Below are 17,566 nucleotides of genomic sequence, written 5' to 3' on the forward strand. Positions count from 1 at the left end.
TGGGAGGATCGGTGCTGTTCCGGCGTACCGACAACGACGCGTACCGACCCGAAGGAGTGCCGCCCGTGCCCGGTGAGAATCTGTCCCGTGACGAGGCCCGGGAGCGGGCCGCCCTGCTGTCCGTCGACGGGTACGACGTGTCGCTGGACGTGCGGTCCGCCGTCGAGGAGGGCCAGGGCGAGCCGCGCACCTTCCGCTCGGTGACCACGATCCGCTTCCGCTGCAACGAGCCGGGCGCGTCGACCTTCGCCGACCTGATCGCCCCGAGCGTCACGGCCGTGACCCTGAACGGCAAGGACCTCGACCCCGGCGAGGTCTTCGACGGCGCCCGGATCGCCCTGGAGGACCTGGCCGCGGAGAACGAGCTGGTGGTGGACGCCCGGTGCGCCTACTCCCGCACCGGCGAGGGCCTGCACCGCTTCGTCGACCCCGAGGACGGCGAGGTCTACCTCTACACGCAGTACGAGCCGGCCGACTCCCGCCGGGTCTTCGCCAATTTCGAGCAGCCGGACCTCAAGGCGCCGTTCCGCTTCGAGGTGCGGGCGCCCGAGGAGTGGACGGTGTGGAGCAACGGCGTGGGTGAACTCACCGACGGCGTCTGGCGGTTCGCGGAGACGAAGCCGATCTCGACGTACATCACGTGCGTGGTGGCCGGGCCCTACCACTACGTGACGGACTCCTACTCCCGCGCGCTGCCGGACGGCTCGACGCTGCAGATCCCGCTCGGCGCGATGTGCCGCAAGGGCCTCGCCCCCTACTTCGACGCGGACGACGTCTTCCTGATCACCAAGCAGGGCCTGGACTTCTTCCACGACCACTTCGACTACCCGTACCCGTTCGGCAAGTACGACCAGGCGTTCGTGCCCGAGTACAACCTCGGCGCGATGGAGAACCCGGGCCTGGTGACCTTCCGGGAGGAGTACATCTTCCGGGGCAAGGTCACGCAGGCGTCGTACGAGGCGCGCGCCAACGTGATCCTGCACGAGATGGCGCACATGTGGTTCGGCGACCTGGTCACCATGGTGTGGTGGGACGACCTGTGGCTGAAGGAGTCCTTCGCGGACTTCATGGGCACGTTCGCCAACGTCGGCGCGACCCGGTTCGAGAACGCCTGGACCACCTTCGCCAACCGCCGCAAGGCCTGGGCGTACCGCGCCGACCAGCTGCCCTCCACGCACCCGATCACGGCCGACATCCGCGACCTCCAGGACGCCAAGCTCAACTTCGACGGCATCACCTACGCCAAGGGCGCCTCGGTCCTCAAGCAGCTGGTGGCGTACGTCGGCCAGGACGCGTTCCTGGAGGGCGCCCGCCGCTACTTCAAGCGCAACGCGTACGGCAACACGCGCCTGGGCGACCTGCTGTCGGTCCTGGAGGAGACCAGCGGCCGGGACATGGCCGCCTGGGCCGGGAAGTGGCTGCAGACGGCGGGGGTGAACTCGCTGACCCCGCAGGTGCTGCTGGACGCGGACGGCCGGATCGGCGAGCTGGCCGTGGTGCAGGAGGCCGCGGAGTCGCACCCCGAGCTGCGCCCGCACCGGGTCGCGATCGGCCTGTACCGGCTCCAGGACGGCGAGCTGGTGCGGTACGCGCGGGCCGAGGCGGACGTCGACGGCCCGCGCACGGTGATCACGGAGCTGGCCGGCGCCGAGGCGCCGGAGCTGGTCCTGGTCAACGACGACGACCTCACCTACTGCAAGATCCGGTTCGACGAGACGTCCCTGGCGACCCTGCGCGGCCACCTCGGCTCGCTCACCGACCCGCTGGCCCGCGCCCTGTGCTGGTCGGCGCTGTGGAACCTGACCCGGGACGCGCTGCTGCCGGCCCGGGACTTCGTCGACCTGGTGCTGCGGTTCGCGAGCGGCGAGTCGGACATCGGCGTGCTCCAGATGCTGCAGGCCTGGGCGGAGTCGGCGCTGGTGCACTACGTGGCGCCGGCGGCGCGGGAGGCGGCCGGGCGGCTGCTCGCCGAGGGCGCCCTGCGGGAGCTGCGGCAGGCGGCGCCGGGCAGCGAGCACCAGCTGGCGTGGGCGCGGTTCTTCGCGTCGACGGCGGAGTCCGACGCCGACCTCGGGCTGCTGCGGGAACTGCTGGACGGTACGACCACGATCGACGGCCTGGACGTCGACCAGGAACTGCGCTGGGCGTTCCTCGAACCGCTCGCCGCGCACGGCGCCGCCGACGAGTCCGTCCTCGCGGCCGAACTGGCCCGGGACGACACGGCGTCCGGCAAGCGCCACCAGGTGCGCTGTCTGGCCGCCCGTCCGTCGGCGGCGGTGAAGGCGCAGGCGTGGGCGCAGGTCGTTCAGTCGCAGGCGCTGTCCAACGCGCTGGTGGAGGCGACCATCGCGGGCTTCGCCCAGTCGTCGCAGCGGGAGCTGCTGGCGCCGTACGCCGAGAAGTACTTCGAGGTCATCGCGGGGATCTGGGAGGACCGGTCGATCCAGATCGGCATGGACGTGGTCCGCGGGCTGTACCCCTCCCTCCAGGACCGCCCCGAGACCCTGGAGGCGACGGACGCGTGGCTGGCCGCGCACGCCGACGCGCCCCCGGCGCTGCGCCGGCTGGTCCTGGAGGCCCGGGACGACCTGGCGCGGACGCTGCGCGGACAGGAGTGCGACGCGCGGGCCGCGGCGGCCGCCACCCACTAACCTTTGGCCATAGGTCGCTCTCCGCGTGACCGTTACGCAATTCAGTCAATCATGGCCGTAACCCCTGGTCCCCACCCGTCCGGACCAGGGGTTTCCGGTGCCTACTCGGCATCCGAACACTCGTCCTTTAGTCCCGTGTTGTCCGCATTTCTCGACGAACACGTAACAGCGGTTAAGGACCCGGCCGGCCCCGGGAATTCCGAGGCCATGACCCACAACACCCCGCTCTCCCCCCGCCCCCTGCGCCACCTGTCCGACGTCCACCGCCGGGTGCTGACGACGGCCCAGCTCCGCTCGCACGGCGTCCCGGCCACCGAGATCGCCGAGCAGTGCCGGCCGGGCGGCCCCTGGCAGCAACTGCTCCCGGGCGTGGTCCTGCTCCACCCCGGTGCGCCGACCAGCGAGGAACGCCTGCACGGCGCCCTGCTGTTCACGGCGCGCGAGCCGGCCCCGGGCGTCCCGGCGCAGCCCACCCCGGACTCCCCGCACCGCCCGGTCTACGCGGACGCGGTGATCACGGGCCTGGCGGCACTGACCCTGCACGGCTTCTCCGCGACCCCGCCGCTGCCCTCCCTGGACCACGTGGACGTCCTGGTCCCGCGGCTGCGCCGGCTGCGCTCCACCTCCTACGTCCGGGTGCTGCGCACCCCGGCCCTGCCCACCCCCCGGCAGGTGACCGGCCTCCCGGTCGCCCCGGTCCCGCGCGCCCTCGCGGACGCGGTGGCGGACCTCACCGACGCGGAGGCGGTACGGCGGCTGCTGACCGAGGCGGTGCGCGGCGGCCACTGCGAACCGGCGGCGGTGGTGCGGGAGTTGACCCAGGCCAAGCTGCTCTCCCGCCCGCACGTGGTGGACGCCGTGGACTCGCTGGTCGCCGAGGGCCGGGCCATCGCGGAGAACCGCCTGTACCGGATGGTCCGCGAGTACGGCCTGCCGAACCCGGTCTGGAACGTGGACCTGAGGCTGCCGGGCGGACCCCACCTGGGCGGCCTGGACGCCTACTGGCCGGAGCACGGCGTCGCCCTGGAACTCGACACGCGCGCACCGCGCCAGGGCCACCGGCAGGAGGACGACGCCCTGTGGTCGGAGTACGCCCGCAAGCGGGAGCACCTGGAACGCCTCGGCATCACGGTCGTCCACCTCACCCCGAGGAAGCTCCGCGACGCCATGGAGCAGCAGGCCGCGGTGGTCCGCACGGCCCTGATGGCGGCCGAGGACCGGGACCCGGCGGCGTACGTGGTGGTGCTGCCTCGCTGAGCAGCGCGCCCGAAGGGGCGTCCAGGCCGAGGAGGCCGCCGGTTCGGAGGGGAACCGGCGGCCTCTCCTCGTGTGGGCCGGCCAGGGCTACTGCCCGGTGACTCCGGGGCGCAGTCCGTCGCGCACGTCGTCGCCGACGACGTGGGCCAGCAGGTCGGCGTAGGCGGCGATCATCCGGGTCCGGCTGAACCGCTCACGGCTCGCCGCCAGCGCGGGAGCGAAGAGCTCCCGGTCGGCGACCGCCGCCGACCAGGCGAAGGCGATGGCGTCGGGGTCGAAGGGCGTCACGAACCCGTGGCCCTCGACGATCGACGCGCTGTCGCCGACGTCCGTCGTGACCGGCACGGCGCCGCACATCATGCCCTCGATCAGGCAGAGCGGGGCCGCCTCGCCGGAGGCGGAGGTGAGGGCGACGACGTCGGAGCCGGCGTAGACGGTCTCCATGTCGTGCCGTACCCCGAGCAGGTGCATCCGGTCGCCGAGGGCGGCCCGGTCGGCGCCGAAAGCGACCTCGATGTCGGCCCAGAGGGCGGGGTTGTCCTCGGTCATCCCGGCCCCGCACAGGACGACGTGGCCGCCGCCCTCGCGGGCCAGCCACGCCTTGGCCGCCCGCAGGAACAGCGGCACGTTCTTCATGCCGGCGTACCGGGCGGCGAACACGACCACGGGGGCGTCGGCGGAGATGCCGAGGGACTCCCGGAAGGCGAGCCGCACCGCCGCGTCCGGCCGGAAGCGGAGCAGGTCGACGCCGTTCGGGATGACGTGCAGCAGCTCACCGGGGATCCCGGCGGCCTCGTACGCGTCCCGGGTGGACTCGGCGCAGCACACGCACGCCACGACGGTGCCGTCCGCGATGGCGGCCTTCAGTTCGTCCAGCGCCGGGCCCTGGTTCTCGGGGTCGGACCGGTGCAGGCAGACCACGACCGGACGGCGGGGCAGCCCCGCCTGGTTGAGCAGCGCGAGCGGCTGCTCCTTCAGCGACAGGATGACGTCGGCGCCGGCCATGGCCCGCGCCGTGTCGGCCAGCTCGGGCCCGCTGAAAACCGACGCGGCGACGGTGCCGTCGACGAGGCCGGCGGTGCGGCCGAGGGAGGTGACCTCGATGCCGCCGGCCGTGAGGGCCCGGTAGCAGGCGTCGTCCTCCATGCGCTGGGTGGTGGCTTCTCGGTGGACCTCACCGTGCAGACTCAGCACCCGATGCCACTGCTGTCCGCCCTCCACCAGGCCCAGCAGCACATCGCTGTGCACGATCCGGGCTCCCCCGGAGAAAAAACCCTCGTAGACCGAGAGCACACGAAGTCCGAGCCGAGCGCTCACACGACCACCAGCCTTGCACCATATCGAGCCATCCCCGGGATCCGCGGGTTAGCCGATATGAGGCGGTACGGACGTTTCATTCGGATGAACGGAGTGTCTCGTCCCGGAGTCGGCTGCGTTTACAGGGCACGTGCCTCGCCCCCGGTCGCCGACATCGTTCCGCTTCCCTCACCGCCACCGCGCTGACCTGCGGTTCAGCAAGGGCTGCCGACTCCCTGCCACCCTCCGGACACGTGCCGCCGACGGCAAAGAATCGGCAAGCCGGACGCCCGGACGCGCGACGATGTCACCTGGCGCGGTGCGTGTTCAGACGCGCGGCCCGGCGGATCAGATGATCGCGTTCGGCGAGGTTCGGCGCCTTGCGGGCCGCCTCGGCGTACAGCCGGGCCGCCGTCGCCCGGTCGCCGTCGCGTTCGTGCAGGTAGGCGGCGACCGCGGTGTGCCGGGGCAGGGTGTCGTCCAGCTCGGCGAGCGCGGCGAGGCCGGCGCGGGGGCCGTCCGCCTCACCGACGGCGACCGCGCGGTTGAGCCGGACGACCGGGCTGCTGCCGGTCAGCCGGGCGAGCTCGTCGTACCACTCGACGATCTGCACCCAGTCGGTCTCCGCGGCGGTGGGTGCGTCCGCGTGCAGGGCGGCGATGGCGGCCTGGGCCTGGAACTCGCCGAGGCGGTCGCGGGCGAGGGCCGCCTGGAGGATCCGGACGCCCTCGGCGATCAGGCGGGTGTCCCAGCGGCCGCGGTCCTGCTCCGCGAGCGGGACCAGGCTGCCGTCGGCCGCGGTCCGGGCGGCCCGCCGGGCGTGGTGGAGCAGCATCAGGGCGAGCAGCCCGGCCGCCTCGGGGTGGTCGATCCGGGCCGCGAGCTGCCGGGTGAGCCGGACGGCCTCGGCGGCGAGGTCGACGTCACCGGAGTAGCCCTCGTTGAAGACCAGGTAGAGGACGCGCAGCACGGTGGCGACGTCACCGGGCTGGTCGAACCTCACCCCCGCCACGGCCCGCTTGGCCCGAGTAATCCGCTGCGCCATGGTCGCCTCGGGCACCAGGTAGGCACGGGCGATCTGCCGGGTGGTGAGGCCGCCGACCGCGCGCAGGGTGAGGGCCACGGCGGAGGACGGGGTGAGCGAGGGGTGCGCGCACAGGAAGTAGAGCTGGAGGGTGTCGTCCACGGCGGGCGCGGGTCCGGGAGCCGGTTCCTCGTCGACGCGGTCCTCACGGCGGCGGCGTGCTCTGTCCGCGCGGGTCTGGTCGAGGAACTTCCGCCAGGCCACGGTGACCAGCCAGCCCTTCGGGTCCCGCGGCGGGTCGGAGGGCCAGCCGCGGACCGCCTCGACCAGCGCCTCCTGCACCGCGTCCTCGGCCGCCGCGAAGTCGGCTCCGCGGCGGACGAGGACGGTGAGCACGCTCGGGGTGAGGCTCCTGACCAGGGCCTCGTCCATCAGTGGCAGGAGTCCGTGACGGTGGGCGGGGCGGCCAGGAACGGGCGCACCTCCAGCCACTCGTGGATCGGCCTGCCGCCCGCCCCGGGGGCGGCCGACAGTTCCCCGGCCAGCTCGACGGCGCGCTCCCGGCTGTCGACGTCGATCACCATCCAGCCGGCGATGAGGTCCTTGGTCTCGGCGAACGGCCCGTCGGTGACCGGCGGGCGCCCCTCGCCGTCGTACCGGACCCACATTCCCTCCGGTGCGAGGGCCTGGCCGTCCACGAACTCGCCGGTCTTCTCCAGCCTGGCCGCGAAGTCGTTCATGTACTGGATGTGGGCCGAGATCTCCTCGGGCGTCCACTGGTCCATGGGCACGTTGTTCGCCGGGGCCGGGGCGCCGCGGTAGTGCTTCAGGAGCAGGTACTTGGCCATCGTGGTTCTCCTCGGTGCCGATGCGACCCATTGTGGCCGCCTTCACCCCGGGGACGGAGCCGGCCGCGGGTTCTCGACATCGCCTCCGAAAATTTTTTTCCGGACTCGTGCGGCGGCGGCTCAGCCCCCGCAGAACTCCGCCCGGACCACGGCGTCCTTGTCGCCCGTCCAGTCGGCGTTGAAGTTGAGGGCCAGGGCGTGCCGGCCGTCGGGGGTGGTGGCCGCGAGGGACGAGGAGCCGTGGATGCCGCCGTCGTGGCCCCAGACGTGGACGCCGCAGGGGAGGGTCACGTCGATCAGGCCGAGGCCGTACGCGCTGTTCGGGTCACCGGGGACGGGGACGGTGGTCTTCATCTCCTTGAGCTGGTGCGCAGGGAGCAGCCGGCCGCGCAGGAGGGCCCGGTAGAAGCGGGTCAGGTCGGCGGAGGTGGAGATCATCTCGCCGGCGGAGGAGGCCATGGAGGGGTTGAGGGCGGTGACGTCGTAGGTGGGGCCCGTCGTCGTCTCGGCGAGCTTGGAGTAGGCGCGGCCGCTCGGGCGCGGGAGGGTGGTGCGGGTGCCGGGCAGGGAGGTGCCGCTCAGGTGGAGCGGCCCGATCACCCGGTCGGTGATCTCCCTGGCGTAGGAGTGCCCGGTCACCGCTTTGATCACCATCCCGGCGAGCACGTAGTTGGTGTTGGAGTAGTCCCAGCCGGTGCCCGGTGCGAAGACCGGCCGGTGCTTCATCGCGACGGCCACCAGCCCGGCGGGCGTCAGCGTGTCGTAGCGGTGCCGGAAGAAGCCGTCCTTCAGGAAGTACGTGCGGCCGAAGTCGGGGTCCGCCGTGTAGCTGAAGACGCCGCTGGTGTGGTTGAGGAGCTGGCGGACGGTGATGCGGCGGCCGTCGTTGCCGTTGCCGCTCACCACGCCCGGCAGCCACCTGTCCACCGTGTCGTCGAGGGAGAGCCGGCCCTCGGCCTCCAGCTGGAGGAGGACGGTGGCCACGAAGGTCTTGGTGATGCTGCCGACCCGGTAGTGGTCGGACGGGGACCGCGGCGCGCCGGTCCGGGTGTCGCCGGTCCCGGCCGTCGCCGACCAGGTGCCGTGGGTGTCCCGGGCGGTGGCCGTGGCCCCGGGGACGCCGGCCGCGACCGCGGCCCGGAGCGCCTCGCGGGTGGCCTGGTGGCCGTCTGCGGAGGCCGTCGGCGCCGGGCCGGCCGGTGCCGCCAGGGCCGGTCCCGCGAGCGCCGCGGACAGGGCCAGTGCGGTCGCCGCCACCAGCGTCGTACGTACGGTCATGTCTGTCCCCCAACTGAGTTGCCGTACTCGGTCGGGGGAGGGGACCGCGTCGTGCTCGGTGAGGTTGCCTCACTGAGCGACGGTTGAGCGACTGTCAGCCCTTCTTCAGGATCAGCTCCGTGTTCCGGTCCGTCGTGCTGCCGCCGAGGACCTTGCTGGAACCGGGTGCGTTGAAGGCCAGTTCGCGGTAGAGGGCGGCGAGGCCGGTCTGGGAGAGGTCGGAGAAGTCGGTGCGGTGCGGGGCGGCGGACTCGATCAGGGTGGTGAACAGGGAGATCGTGCCGTCCTTGTTGTCCGCCAGCTCCACGACCCGGGCGAGCTGCGGGTGGTCGACGTGCGAGGCGGTGGTGATCTCCCAGAAGGCGTTGCCGTTCGAGGCCTTGTGCGGGGTGATGAGGTTGCGGTGGATGTGGCCGTTGACCCAGGCCAGCACGCCCGCGTGGCGGTTGAGCAGGGTGACCAGTTCGGCGCCGGTGTGGCGGCCGTCGCTCGGATGGGCCGGGTCGGGGCGGGTGTTGGTCATCGTCTGGCTGGTGTGGTGGCTGAAGACGACCGCGTAGGAGTCCTTGTTCTCCTTCAGGGTCTTCTCCAGCCAGGCCAGCTGGGCCGTTCCGATCGATCCGTCGTAGTGGCCGCCCGCGTCCGTCGTGTCGAGGCTGATGCCGATGACGTCGTCGGAGATACGGAAGGCGTAGTACTGGGTGCCCGCGGCCACGTTGGCCGTCGAGTAGCCGTGGCCGACCGGGCCGAGGCCCTGGTAGGCCGGGTCCAGGTGGGCCTTGAGGTAGTCCGCCACCGTGTAGGGGGCGCGTTTCTGGTCCGCGGTGACCGAGCGCGCCGACCGGGCGTGCGCCTTGAGGAAGTCGCGGTAGCCGCTGCCCTTGGGGTCCTTGGCGGTGCGGATGGAGTCCTGGAGCTTCTTCGCCTCGGCGTCGGTCACCGTCATCAGTTTCTTGCCGCCGATCGCGGCCGCGGCGAGGTAGGGGTCGGCGTGCGAGCCGAAGCAGCCGAGCGGCAGGGAGTCGTGGTTGCCGACCGTGGAGTACCAGGGGAGGTTGAGGCCGGGGCTTTGCACCTCGCGGATCGCGGCGGCCAGGAATCCGGCCAGGTGCGGGAAGCCGAGCGCCTTGTCGTGGTCGCGCACGGTCGAGGAAGCCTGCCAGTACAGCTGGAGGCCGCTGTTCTGGACGCCCTCGTAGTGCTTGGGGTCACCGGTGTTGGGGGTGATGCGGCCGCCGCTCATCACCTTCATGAACCACTCCAGTTCGGAGTGGGCGTTGTTGTCGGTGTTGTCGCCGGTCGTCATCACGAAGTGCAGCGGCGAGCCGGTGACCGGGGCACCGCGCAGCGCGTTGACGCGCTCGACGAGCGAGACGGCGCCGGGCACGGTGAGCGCCTCGTGCGGGCGCCAGGCGTGCGGGTCGTGGGCCCGCAGGTACTCCAGGCGCAGCGGGTGCTGGACATCCATCAGGTGCAGGTCGGTGAACTGCACGAACGCGGCGAGCGCGGTGCGGCGGCCGACCCGCCCGGACTTGGCGGCGGCCAGGTCGGAGCGGAGCACGCGCGCCCAGCCGGTGCCGTCGCCCAGGCGCCGGTAGCCGGAGCTGTTCCGGGGCGCGGCGACGGAGGAGAGGGTGGTGCCCTTGGTGTACGGCGCGAGGGGGGCCGCGGGGGCCCTGCGGCCCTCGGCGACCGGTTGCGGCTCCGCGGCCGCGGCCGCGGCGGGGGCGGGGGCGGGGGCGGCCTCACTGTCGGTGGGACGCAGGGCGTAACCGACGCCTGCGGAGAGCGAGACGGCTCCGGCGGCGGCGAGCACGGTACGGCGGTTGATCTCCAGTGCCTCGCGGCCCTTGTGGGCCGCGGAGGTGGCGACAGAGCGTATGCGCGACATGGCGCGATCTCCCCGAGTACGAACGCGTCGGCAGTGGTCGCGGGCGATCGCTTCCGCGAACTTCCCGCTCACTGTGGATCGTTGGCACCGGGGATGACCTGTGCGTGAACGCGGCGGCAACGCGCAGCGCCGATCACCGTACGTGGATCAGGTGAGGTGGGGACCGGTCATGGAGCGGATCGCGGGTGTCCGGGGTCCGGCTACTCGGCGTTCATCTGGCGGGGTAGGGGAGGGTCTTCGGCGCTTACGACTGCTCTTGTGCAAACCGTCCCGCGGCCGGCCGTTCCCGCCACAGCCGCAGGGCGACGTCGATCAGCCGGATGCGCCGCAACGACGGCACGGCGTCCAGGTCGTGCCAGGCGGCCATGTCGGTGGAGCCGTCGACCTCGTTCCTGAGCTCGCCGCCGATGATCTCGCCGGTGTAGATGATCCGCACCCCGTGGTGGTCGGTGGCGGGGCGCCGCAGGCCCGCGCGGGGGAAGCGGAGGCGGTTCGAGTCGATGCCCAGCAGCCCGGTCACCTCGATGCGGTAGCCGGTCTCCTCCATGAGTTCACGGCGGACCGTGTCGTAGGGGTCCTCGCCGTGCTCCATGCCGCCGCCGGGCAGGACCCACTCGGGGGTGCCGTCGTCGGCCGGTGACCGGGCGAGCAGGATCTGACCGTCACGGACGCACACGGCGTAGGCCGCCACCCTGAGCTTCTCGCGCACGTCGGCACGGTAGGGCGTGGAGCCCGCGCCGGCCACTGGTTTCCCGCGCCGGCCACCGGTTTCCCGCGCGGGACCGGGGTTCTGCCGGCGGGGCGTCCCGGTGAGCCTTGGATGGGCGCCGGTGGGCTTTCGGTGGACCCCGGTGGGCCCCGGTGGGCCCTCTTGTGGGCCCCGGCGGGTTTTCGGTGGGCTCCCGGTGGCTCCTGGAGGGGCGCCCCGCGCCTCAGCCGTCCTGGCAGGTCATGGTTCGCGACGCGGGCAGGTCGCGGACGATCCAGGACCGCTCCGGCGCGATCTCCGCCTCCCCGACCGCGTACCGGTCGGGCACCTGCCGCCCCTCCGTGATGCCGACCAGCAGGCGGGCGCCCGTGCGGACCCGGGCGTCGGTGCCGGACCCGAAGAGGAACTCCACCTCCGCGGCGGTCCGCGCCGGTTTGTAGGCGCGGGTCACGCGCAGGGTGACGCGTTCCTCGCCGGAGCCCGACAGGTGCCGGACTCCGGTGACCGTGCCTTCGGCGACCAGCCGGGCGCAGGCGAGGTAGCCGGGGCCGTCGCCCTGCTCCTCGCCGCGCCGGCCCACGGCCTTGTCCGCACTGGCACCGTTCGACATGGCGCCGGAACCGCCGTTCGCCGCGAGCCAGCCGATGCCGAACACGGCCCCGGTGAACGCGGCCGCGAGGGCGCCGGCGAGACCGAGGGCCCGGACGCCGGGGCGCTCCCGGAGCCGGCGGCGCCCGGCCGGGCGGGGCCGGGGGCTCGGGCGGGGCACCGGCCGTGGGACCGGTCCGTCGGCGAGGGCGTCGCCGATGACCGCGAGGTGCTCGCGCAGGAGTGCCACGTCGGTGGCCGCGGCGCGGTGTTCGGCCATGAAGGCGGGGTCGGCGCGCTGCTCGGCGGAGAGCGGCTCGTCCATGAGAACGGCGAACAGCGCGTCGGTCCCCACTCCGCCCTCAACTCCGTCCTGACCGTCACGTCCGTCCTGACCGTCACGTCCGTCCCGGCCGCCGTCCCGGTCGTCGCGCGCGTCGCCGTGCTCGTCGTCACGCTCGTGGGCGTCGTTCTCGGCGGGCATGTCACACCACCTCGTCCTCGTGCAGGCGGGCGCGCAGGGCCCGTACCGCCGTGTGCAGCCGGCTCTTGACGGTGCCCTCGGGGATCCCCAGCTCCTCGGCTATCCCGCGGACCGGCAGATCGGCGTAGAACCGCAGGACGAGGATCTGGCGCTGGGCGTCCGGCAGTCCGTCCAGGCCGCGGGCGACGGCCACGGAGAGCAGCCTGTTCTCCTCGCCGGAGGCGTGGTCGGGCTGGCGGAGGGAGGCGAGCCGTTCGCCGAGGCGCTCCTGGCGGCGCTTGGCGCGGTGCCAGTCCATGGCGAGCCGGGAGGCGACGACCGCCGCCCACGCCGACACGTCCCGCGGCGCCTCCTGGCCGCTCGCGGCCCGCTCCAGCAACCGCAGCCGTACCTGCTGTACCCCGTCCGGCAGGTCCGCCTGCGGTACGCCGCCCAGCGCGAGCACCGCCCGCACCCGGCGCTCCTGGTCCGCGTCCAGAGGGTCCCCGTGCTGGTCCCCCTGGGCGCGGCGGGCCTTTCTGCGCAGCACAACCCACCCCCTCACCGCGTTTCTCCTACGACGCCCGAGCCGCCGGAAACGTTCGCCCGGATCCCCGGAGACTTTTCCGAGGCGTACGTCACACCGGCACACGGCGCAGCACAGCTTGCGGTGCGACGGCCAGGCGGAGGTAATTTCTGCAGCTCAACGGGGTCGGAATAGGGAGTTCCACGGGCCGGGTTGTCCAGTGGGTGGGCGTGCCGGGCAAAGAATTGGACAGGCTGACCCGGGTCGGCCGCATGATGGAAACGCCGCAGACACACGTCAACGTACGCAGAGGGAGTCGCTGTGAGGGTCGGAATCGTCGGAGCCACCGGTCAGGTCGGCACGGTCATGCGCAGGATCCTCCAGGAGCGGAACTTCCCGGTCACGCAGCTGCGCCTGTTCGCCTCGGCCCGCTCGGCCGGGACCGTGCTCGACGGTGTGACGGTGGAGGACGCGGCGACCGCCGACTACTCCGGCCTGGACATCGTGCTCTTCTCCGCGGGCGGGGCCACCTCCAAGGCGCTCGCGGAGAAGGTCGCCGCCCAGGGTGCCGTCGTGATCGACAACTCCTCCGCGTGGCGCAAGGACCCCGAGGTCCCGCTGGTCGTCTCCGAGGTCAACCCGCACGCGATCGCCGACCGCCCGAAGGGCATCATCGCCAACCCGAACTGCACGACCATGGCCGCCATGCCGGTCCTGAAGGTGCTGGACGCGGAGGCCGGCCTTCAGGCGCTGGTCGCCACCACCTACCAGGCGGTGTCCGGCTCCGGTCTCGCGGGCGTGGCGGAGCTGCACGGGCAGGTGCAGAAGGTCGCCGCCGACGCGGACAAGCTCACGCACGACGGCGGCGCGGTCGACTTCCCCGAGCCGCAGGTCTACAAGCGGCCCATCGCCTTCAACGTGCTGCCCTTCGCCGGCAACCTCGTCGACGACGGTCTGAACGAGACCGACGAGGAGCAGAAGCTGCGCAACGAGTCCCGCAAGATCCTGGAGCTTCCCGAGCTGAAGGTCTCCGGCACCTGTGTCCGCGTCCCGGTGTTCTCCGGGCACTCCCTCCAGGTCAACGCCCGGTTCGCCCGCCCGATCTCCCCGGAGCGGGCGACGGAACTGCTCGCGGCCGCGCCGGGGGTCGAGCTGTCCGACATCCCGACCCCCCTGCAGGCGGCCGGGCGGGATCCGTCGTACGTCGGACGGATCCGGCGTGACGAGACGGTCGAGAACGGGCTCGCGCTGTTCATCTCCAACGACAACCTCCGCAAGGGGGCTGCGCTGAACGCCGTGCAGATCGCCGAGCTGGTGGCGGAGGAGCTGTCGTCCTAGGGGCCGGGCGCCTCAGGGGGTGCCACGTTCCGTCGTCGGCGGGTGCGGCGCCGTCCTGGCTGGTCGCGCAGTTCCTCCCCCAGCCTTCGGCCGGGGGTACCCCCAGCGCCCCTTCGGGCGCGTTGCACCGAGGTTCGTCATCGAAGGGGAGCCGGACACCATGAGCAACAGCCAGCCGTCGTGTGATCGGCCGCGCGTTCTAGACGGCAAGATCGCCATGATCACCGGGGCGTCCAGTGGGATCGGGGCGGCTGCCGCGCGGTTGTTCGCGCGGGAGGGTGCGGCGGTCGTGGTGACGGCGCGGCGCGTGGAGCGGCTGCGGGCGCTGGCCGAGGAGATCTCGGCCGGCGGCGGGCGGGCGCTGGCCGTGCCGGCGGACGTGGCCTCCGCCGAGGACGTCGAGCGGGTCGTCCGCTCGGCCGTCGACGCCTTCGGGCGCCTCGACTGCGCGTTCAACAACGCCGGGTTCGGCACCGCCGGCACCGAGCTGCACGAGACCGGCCAGGACGTCTACGAGCAGACCATGGACGTCAACGTGCGCGGGGTGTGGAACTGCCTGCGCTTCCAGATCCCTCAGATGCTGGGCGCGGGCGGCGGCACGATCGTCAACACGTCGAGCGTCGCGGGGCAGCGGGCCACCGGCGCGTCGGCGGCCTACGTGGCCGCCAAGCACGCGGTCCTCGGACTGACCCGGGCCGCCGCCGCCGAGTACGCGCAGCGCGGCGTCCGCGTCAACGCGCTGGTGGTGGGCAGCACCCGCACCGAGATGATGGACCGGGCCGTGCGCACCATGCCGGAGCTGCGGGCGCGGTTCGAGGACGAGACGCTGCAGAAGCGCATGGCCGGCCCCGCCGAGGTCGCCGAGGCCGCGCTCTGGCTGTGCAGCGACCGCTCCTCCTTCGTCACCGGCGCGGCGATACCGGTCGACGGCGGCACCACGGCGGCCTGACCGGGCCGGTGACGCGCGATCTCTGGGGTTTTCCCTCGTCGCCCTCCTCCCCGCTCCCGTGGAAGGATGGCGCAACCCACACATAACGAGGAGATGACCGCGTGCCTGGCACAAACCTGACTCGCGAAGAGGCGCAGCAGCGGGCGAAGCTGCTCACCGTTGACTCGTACGAGATCGATCTCGACCTCTCCGGCGCGCAGGAGGGCGGTACCTACCGGTCCGTGACCACGGTGCGCTTCGACGTCGCCGAATCCGGTGCCGCGTCCTTCATCGACCTGGTGGCCCCCGCGGTCCACGAGGTCACCCTGAACGGCGACGCGCTCGACCCGGCGGAGGTCTTCGCGGACTCCCGGATCACGCTGCCGGGCCTGCTGAAGGGCCGCAACATCCTGCGGGTCGTCGCGGACTGCGCGTACACCAACACGGGTGAGGGTCTGCACCGGTTCGTCGACCCGGTCGACGAGCAGGCCTACCTCTACACCCAGTTCGAGGTGCCGGACGCGCGCCGGGTCTTCGCCTCCTTCGAGCAGCCGGACCTGAAGGCGACCTTCCAGTTCACCGTGAAGGCGCCGAGCGGCTGGACGGTCATCTCGAACTCGCCGACGCCCGAGCCCAAGGACGACGTCTGGGTCTTCGAGCCGACGCCGCGCATCTCGTCGTACATCACCGCGCTCATCGTGGGCCCGTACCACTCGGTGCACAGCGTGTACGAGAAGGACGGGCAGTCGGTCCCGCTGGGCATCTACTGCCGTCCCTCGCTCGCCGAGTTCCTCGACTCGGACGCGATCTTCGAGGTGACCCGGCAGGGCTTCGACTGGTTCCAGGAGAAGTTCGACTACGCGTACCCGTTCACCAAGTACGACCAGCTGTTCGTACCGGAGTTCAACGCGGGCGCGATGGAGAACGCGGGCGCGGTGACCATCCGCGACCAGTACGTCTTCCGGTCCAAGGTGACCGACGCGGCGTACGAGACGCGCGCCGAGACCATCCTGCACGAGCTGGCCCACATGTGGTTCGGCGACCTGGTCACCATGGAGTGGTGGAACGACCTGTGGCTGAACGAGTCGTTCGCCACCTACACCTCCATCGCCTGCCAGGCGTACGCCCCCGGCTCGCGCTGGCCGCACTCGTGGACGACGTTCGCCAACTCCATGAAGACCTGGGCGTACCGGCAGGACCAGCTGCCCTCGACGCACCCGATCATGGCCGAGATCCGCGACCTGGACGACGTGCTCGTCAACTTCGACGGCATCACGTACGCCAAGGGCGCGTCCGTGCTGAAGCAGCTCGTCGCGTACGTCGGCATGGACGAGTTCTTCACGGGCGTGCAGGCGTACTTCAAGCGGCACGCGTTCGGCAACACGCGCCTGTCCGACCTGCTGGGCGCCCTGGAGGAGACCTCCGGGCGTGACCTGAGCACCTGGTCGAAGAAATGGCTGCAGACCGCCGGGATCAACATTCTGCGGCCGGAGGTGGAGACGGACGCCGACGGTGTCGTCACCTCCTTCGCCATCCGCCAGGAGGCCCCGGCGCTGCCGGCCGGCGCCAAGGGCGAGCCGGTCCTGCGCCCGCACCGGATCGCGATCGGCCTGTACGACCTCGACGAGACGACCGGCAAGCTGGTGCGCACCGACCGGATCGAGCTCGACGTGGACGGCGAACTGACCGCCGTACCGCAGCTGACCGGCCGCCGCCGCCCGGCGGTGTTCCTGCTCAACGACGACGACCTGTCGTACGCCAAGGTCCGCCTGGACGAGGAGTCCCTGCGCGTCGTCACCGAGCACCTCGGCGACTTCGAGTCCTCGATGCCCCGCGCGCTGTGCTGGGCGTCGGCCTGGGACATGACCCGGGACGCCGAGCTGCCCACCCGCGACTACCTGTCCCTGGTGCTGTCCGGCATCGGCAAGGAGTCCGACATCGGTGTCGTGCAGTCCCTGCAGCGCCAGGTGAAGCTCGCCGTCGAGCTGTACGCCGACCCGACCGCCCGCGAGGCCCTGCTCACCCGCTGGACCGACGCCACGCTGGCGCATCTGCGGTCCGCCGCACCGGCGAGCGACCACCAGCTGGCCTGGGCCCGCGCCTTCGCGGCCACCGCCCGCACCCCGGAGCAGCTGGACCTCCTGGAGAGCCTGCTGGACGGCACCCACACCATCGAGGGCCTGGCCGTCGACACCGAGCTGCGCTGGGCGTTCGTGGAGCGGCTGGCCGCGGTCGGCCGCTTCGACGAGGCGGAGATCGCGGGCGAGTACGAGCGGGACCGGACCGCCGCCGGCGAGCGCCACGCGGCCACCGCGCGCGCCGCCCGCCCGACCGAGGAGGCGAAGGCGGAGGCCTGGGCGTCGGTCATCGACTCCGACAAGCTGCCCAACGCGGTGCAGGAGGCGGTGATCGGCGGTTTCGTCCAGACCGACCAGCGTGAGCTGCTGGCGCCCTACACCGACAGGTACTTCGAGGTCCTGAAGTCGGTGTGGGACTCCCGCTCGCACGAGATCGCCCAGCAGATCGCGGTCGGCCTCTACCCGTCCCTCCAGGTCTTCGAGGAGACACTCGCCAAGACGGACGCCTGGCTGGCCTCGGCCCAGCCGAACGCGGCCCTGGCCCGGCTCGTCTCGGAGTCCCGCGCGGGCGTCGAGCGCGCGCTGCGGGCCCAGGCGGCGGACGCGGCCGCGCGGTAGGCGGTGCCTGGTCGGGGGGGCCGGGGGGGGGTTTCCCCCGGGCCCCCCCCCCCGCCGGGGGGGCGCCACAACC

At 72.4% G+C, this 17,566-nt stretch carries 13 protein-coding genes; 5 read left to right on the forward strand and 8 right to left on the reverse strand.

Features of this window, described 5'->3' with window-relative positions:
- The first annotated feature begins 65 nt into the window (after positions 1 to 65).
- Together pepN (AB0M11_RS33985) and AB0M11_RS33990 are read left to right on the forward strand one after the other, a co-directional pair.
- On the forward strand, positions 66 to 2,651 hold the full coding sequence (gene pepN, locus AB0M11_RS33985; protein WP_365711983.1) for an aminopeptidase N: 2,586 nt from the start codon (positions 66 to 68) through the stop codon (positions 2,649 to 2,651).
- Positions 2,652 to 2,858: 207 nt separating this feature from the next.
- On the forward strand, positions 2,859 to 3,908 hold the full coding sequence (locus AB0M11_RS33990) for a hypothetical protein (RefSeq protein WP_365711984.1): 1,050 nt from the start codon (positions 2,859 to 2,861) through the stop codon (positions 3,906 to 3,908).
- A gap of 87 nt (positions 3,909 to 3,995) precedes the next feature.
- Here the strand turns inward: AB0M11_RS33990 and AB0M11_RS33995 are convergent, their stop codons facing one another.
- From AB0M11_RS33995 to AB0M11_RS34030, 8 genes are all read right to left on the reverse strand, one after another.
- The gene (locus AB0M11_RS33995; protein WP_365711997.1) at positions 3,996 to 5,201 is read right to left on the reverse strand and encodes a glycosyltransferase; all 1,206 of its coding nucleotides are present in this window, start codon (positions 5,199 to 5,201) and stop codon (positions 3,996 to 3,998) included.
- Between the two features lie 310 nt (positions 5,202 to 5,511).
- Positions 5,512 to 6,660, reverse strand: a complete 1,149-nt coding sequence (locus tag AB0M11_RS34000) for a DUF6596 domain-containing protein (protein ID WP_365711986.1) — start codon at positions 6,658 to 6,660, stop codon at positions 5,512 to 5,514.
- A complete protein-coding gene (locus tag AB0M11_RS34005) occupies positions 6,660 to 7,076 on the reverse strand; it encodes a YciI family protein (RefSeq protein ID WP_365711988.1) in 417 nt (138 codons plus the stop codon). Before AB0M11_RS34005 ends, AB0M11_RS34000 begins: the two co-directional genes overlap by 1 nt.
- A gap of 120 nt (positions 7,077 to 7,196) precedes the next feature.
- Positions 7,197 to 8,354: a serine hydrolase domain-containing protein gene (locus AB0M11_RS34010; RefSeq protein ID WP_365711989.1), complete on the reverse strand. Its 1,158-nt coding sequence runs from the start codon at positions 8,352 to 8,354 to the stop codon at positions 7,197 to 7,199.
- Between the two features lie 94 nt (positions 8,355 to 8,448).
- Entirely contained in the window at positions 8,449 to 10,245 is a 1,797-nt protein-coding gene (locus AB0M11_RS34015; RefSeq protein ID WP_365711990.1) for a TIGR03767 family metallophosphoesterase, read from the reverse strand.
- Between the two features lie 244 nt (positions 10,246 to 10,489).
- Positions 10,490 to 10,954: an NUDIX hydrolase gene (locus AB0M11_RS34020; RefSeq protein ID WP_365711991.1), complete on the reverse strand. Its 465-nt coding sequence runs from the start codon at positions 10,952 to 10,954 to the stop codon at positions 10,490 to 10,492.
- Positions 10,955 to 11,177: 223 nt separating this feature from the next.
- The gene (locus AB0M11_RS34025) at positions 11,178 to 12,026 is read right to left on the reverse strand and encodes a hypothetical protein (RefSeq protein ID WP_365711992.1); all 849 of its coding nucleotides are present in this window, start codon (positions 12,024 to 12,026) and stop codon (positions 11,178 to 11,180) included.
- Position 12,027: 1 nt separating this feature from the next.
- A complete protein-coding gene (locus AB0M11_RS34030; RefSeq protein WP_365711998.1) occupies positions 12,028 to 12,555 on the reverse strand; it encodes a sigma-70 family RNA polymerase sigma factor in 528 nt (175 codons plus the stop codon).
- 297 nt (positions 12,556 to 12,852) lie between these two features.
- On the opposite strand from AB0M11_RS34030, the gene AB0M11_RS34035 reads away from it, so the two are divergent.
- From AB0M11_RS34035 to pepN (AB0M11_RS34045), 3 genes are all read left to right on the forward strand, one after another.
- On the forward strand, positions 12,853 to 13,869 hold the full coding sequence (locus tag AB0M11_RS34035) for an aspartate-semialdehyde dehydrogenase (RefSeq protein WP_365711993.1): 1,017 nt from the start codon (positions 12,853 to 12,855) through the stop codon (positions 13,867 to 13,869).
- A gap of 160 nt (positions 13,870 to 14,029) precedes the next feature.
- Entirely contained in the window at positions 14,030 to 14,818 is a 789-nt protein-coding gene (locus tag AB0M11_RS34040; RefSeq protein ID WP_365711994.1) for a glucose 1-dehydrogenase, read from the forward strand.
- A gap of 101 nt (positions 14,819 to 14,919) precedes the next feature.
- Positions 14,920 to 17,493 carry an aminopeptidase N gene (gene pepN / locus AB0M11_RS34045; RefSeq protein WP_365711996.1) on the forward strand — a complete coding sequence of 858 codons (2,574 nt, stop codon included), beginning with the start codon at positions 14,920 to 14,922 and terminating at the stop codon, positions 17,491 to 17,493.
- Positions 17,494 to 17,566: the final 73 nt, after the last annotated feature.

The organism is Streptomyces sp. NPDC051987 (assembly GCF_040680735.1).
Taxonomy (GTDB): Bacteria; Actinomycetota; Actinomycetes; order Streptomycetales; family Streptomycetaceae; genus Streptomyces.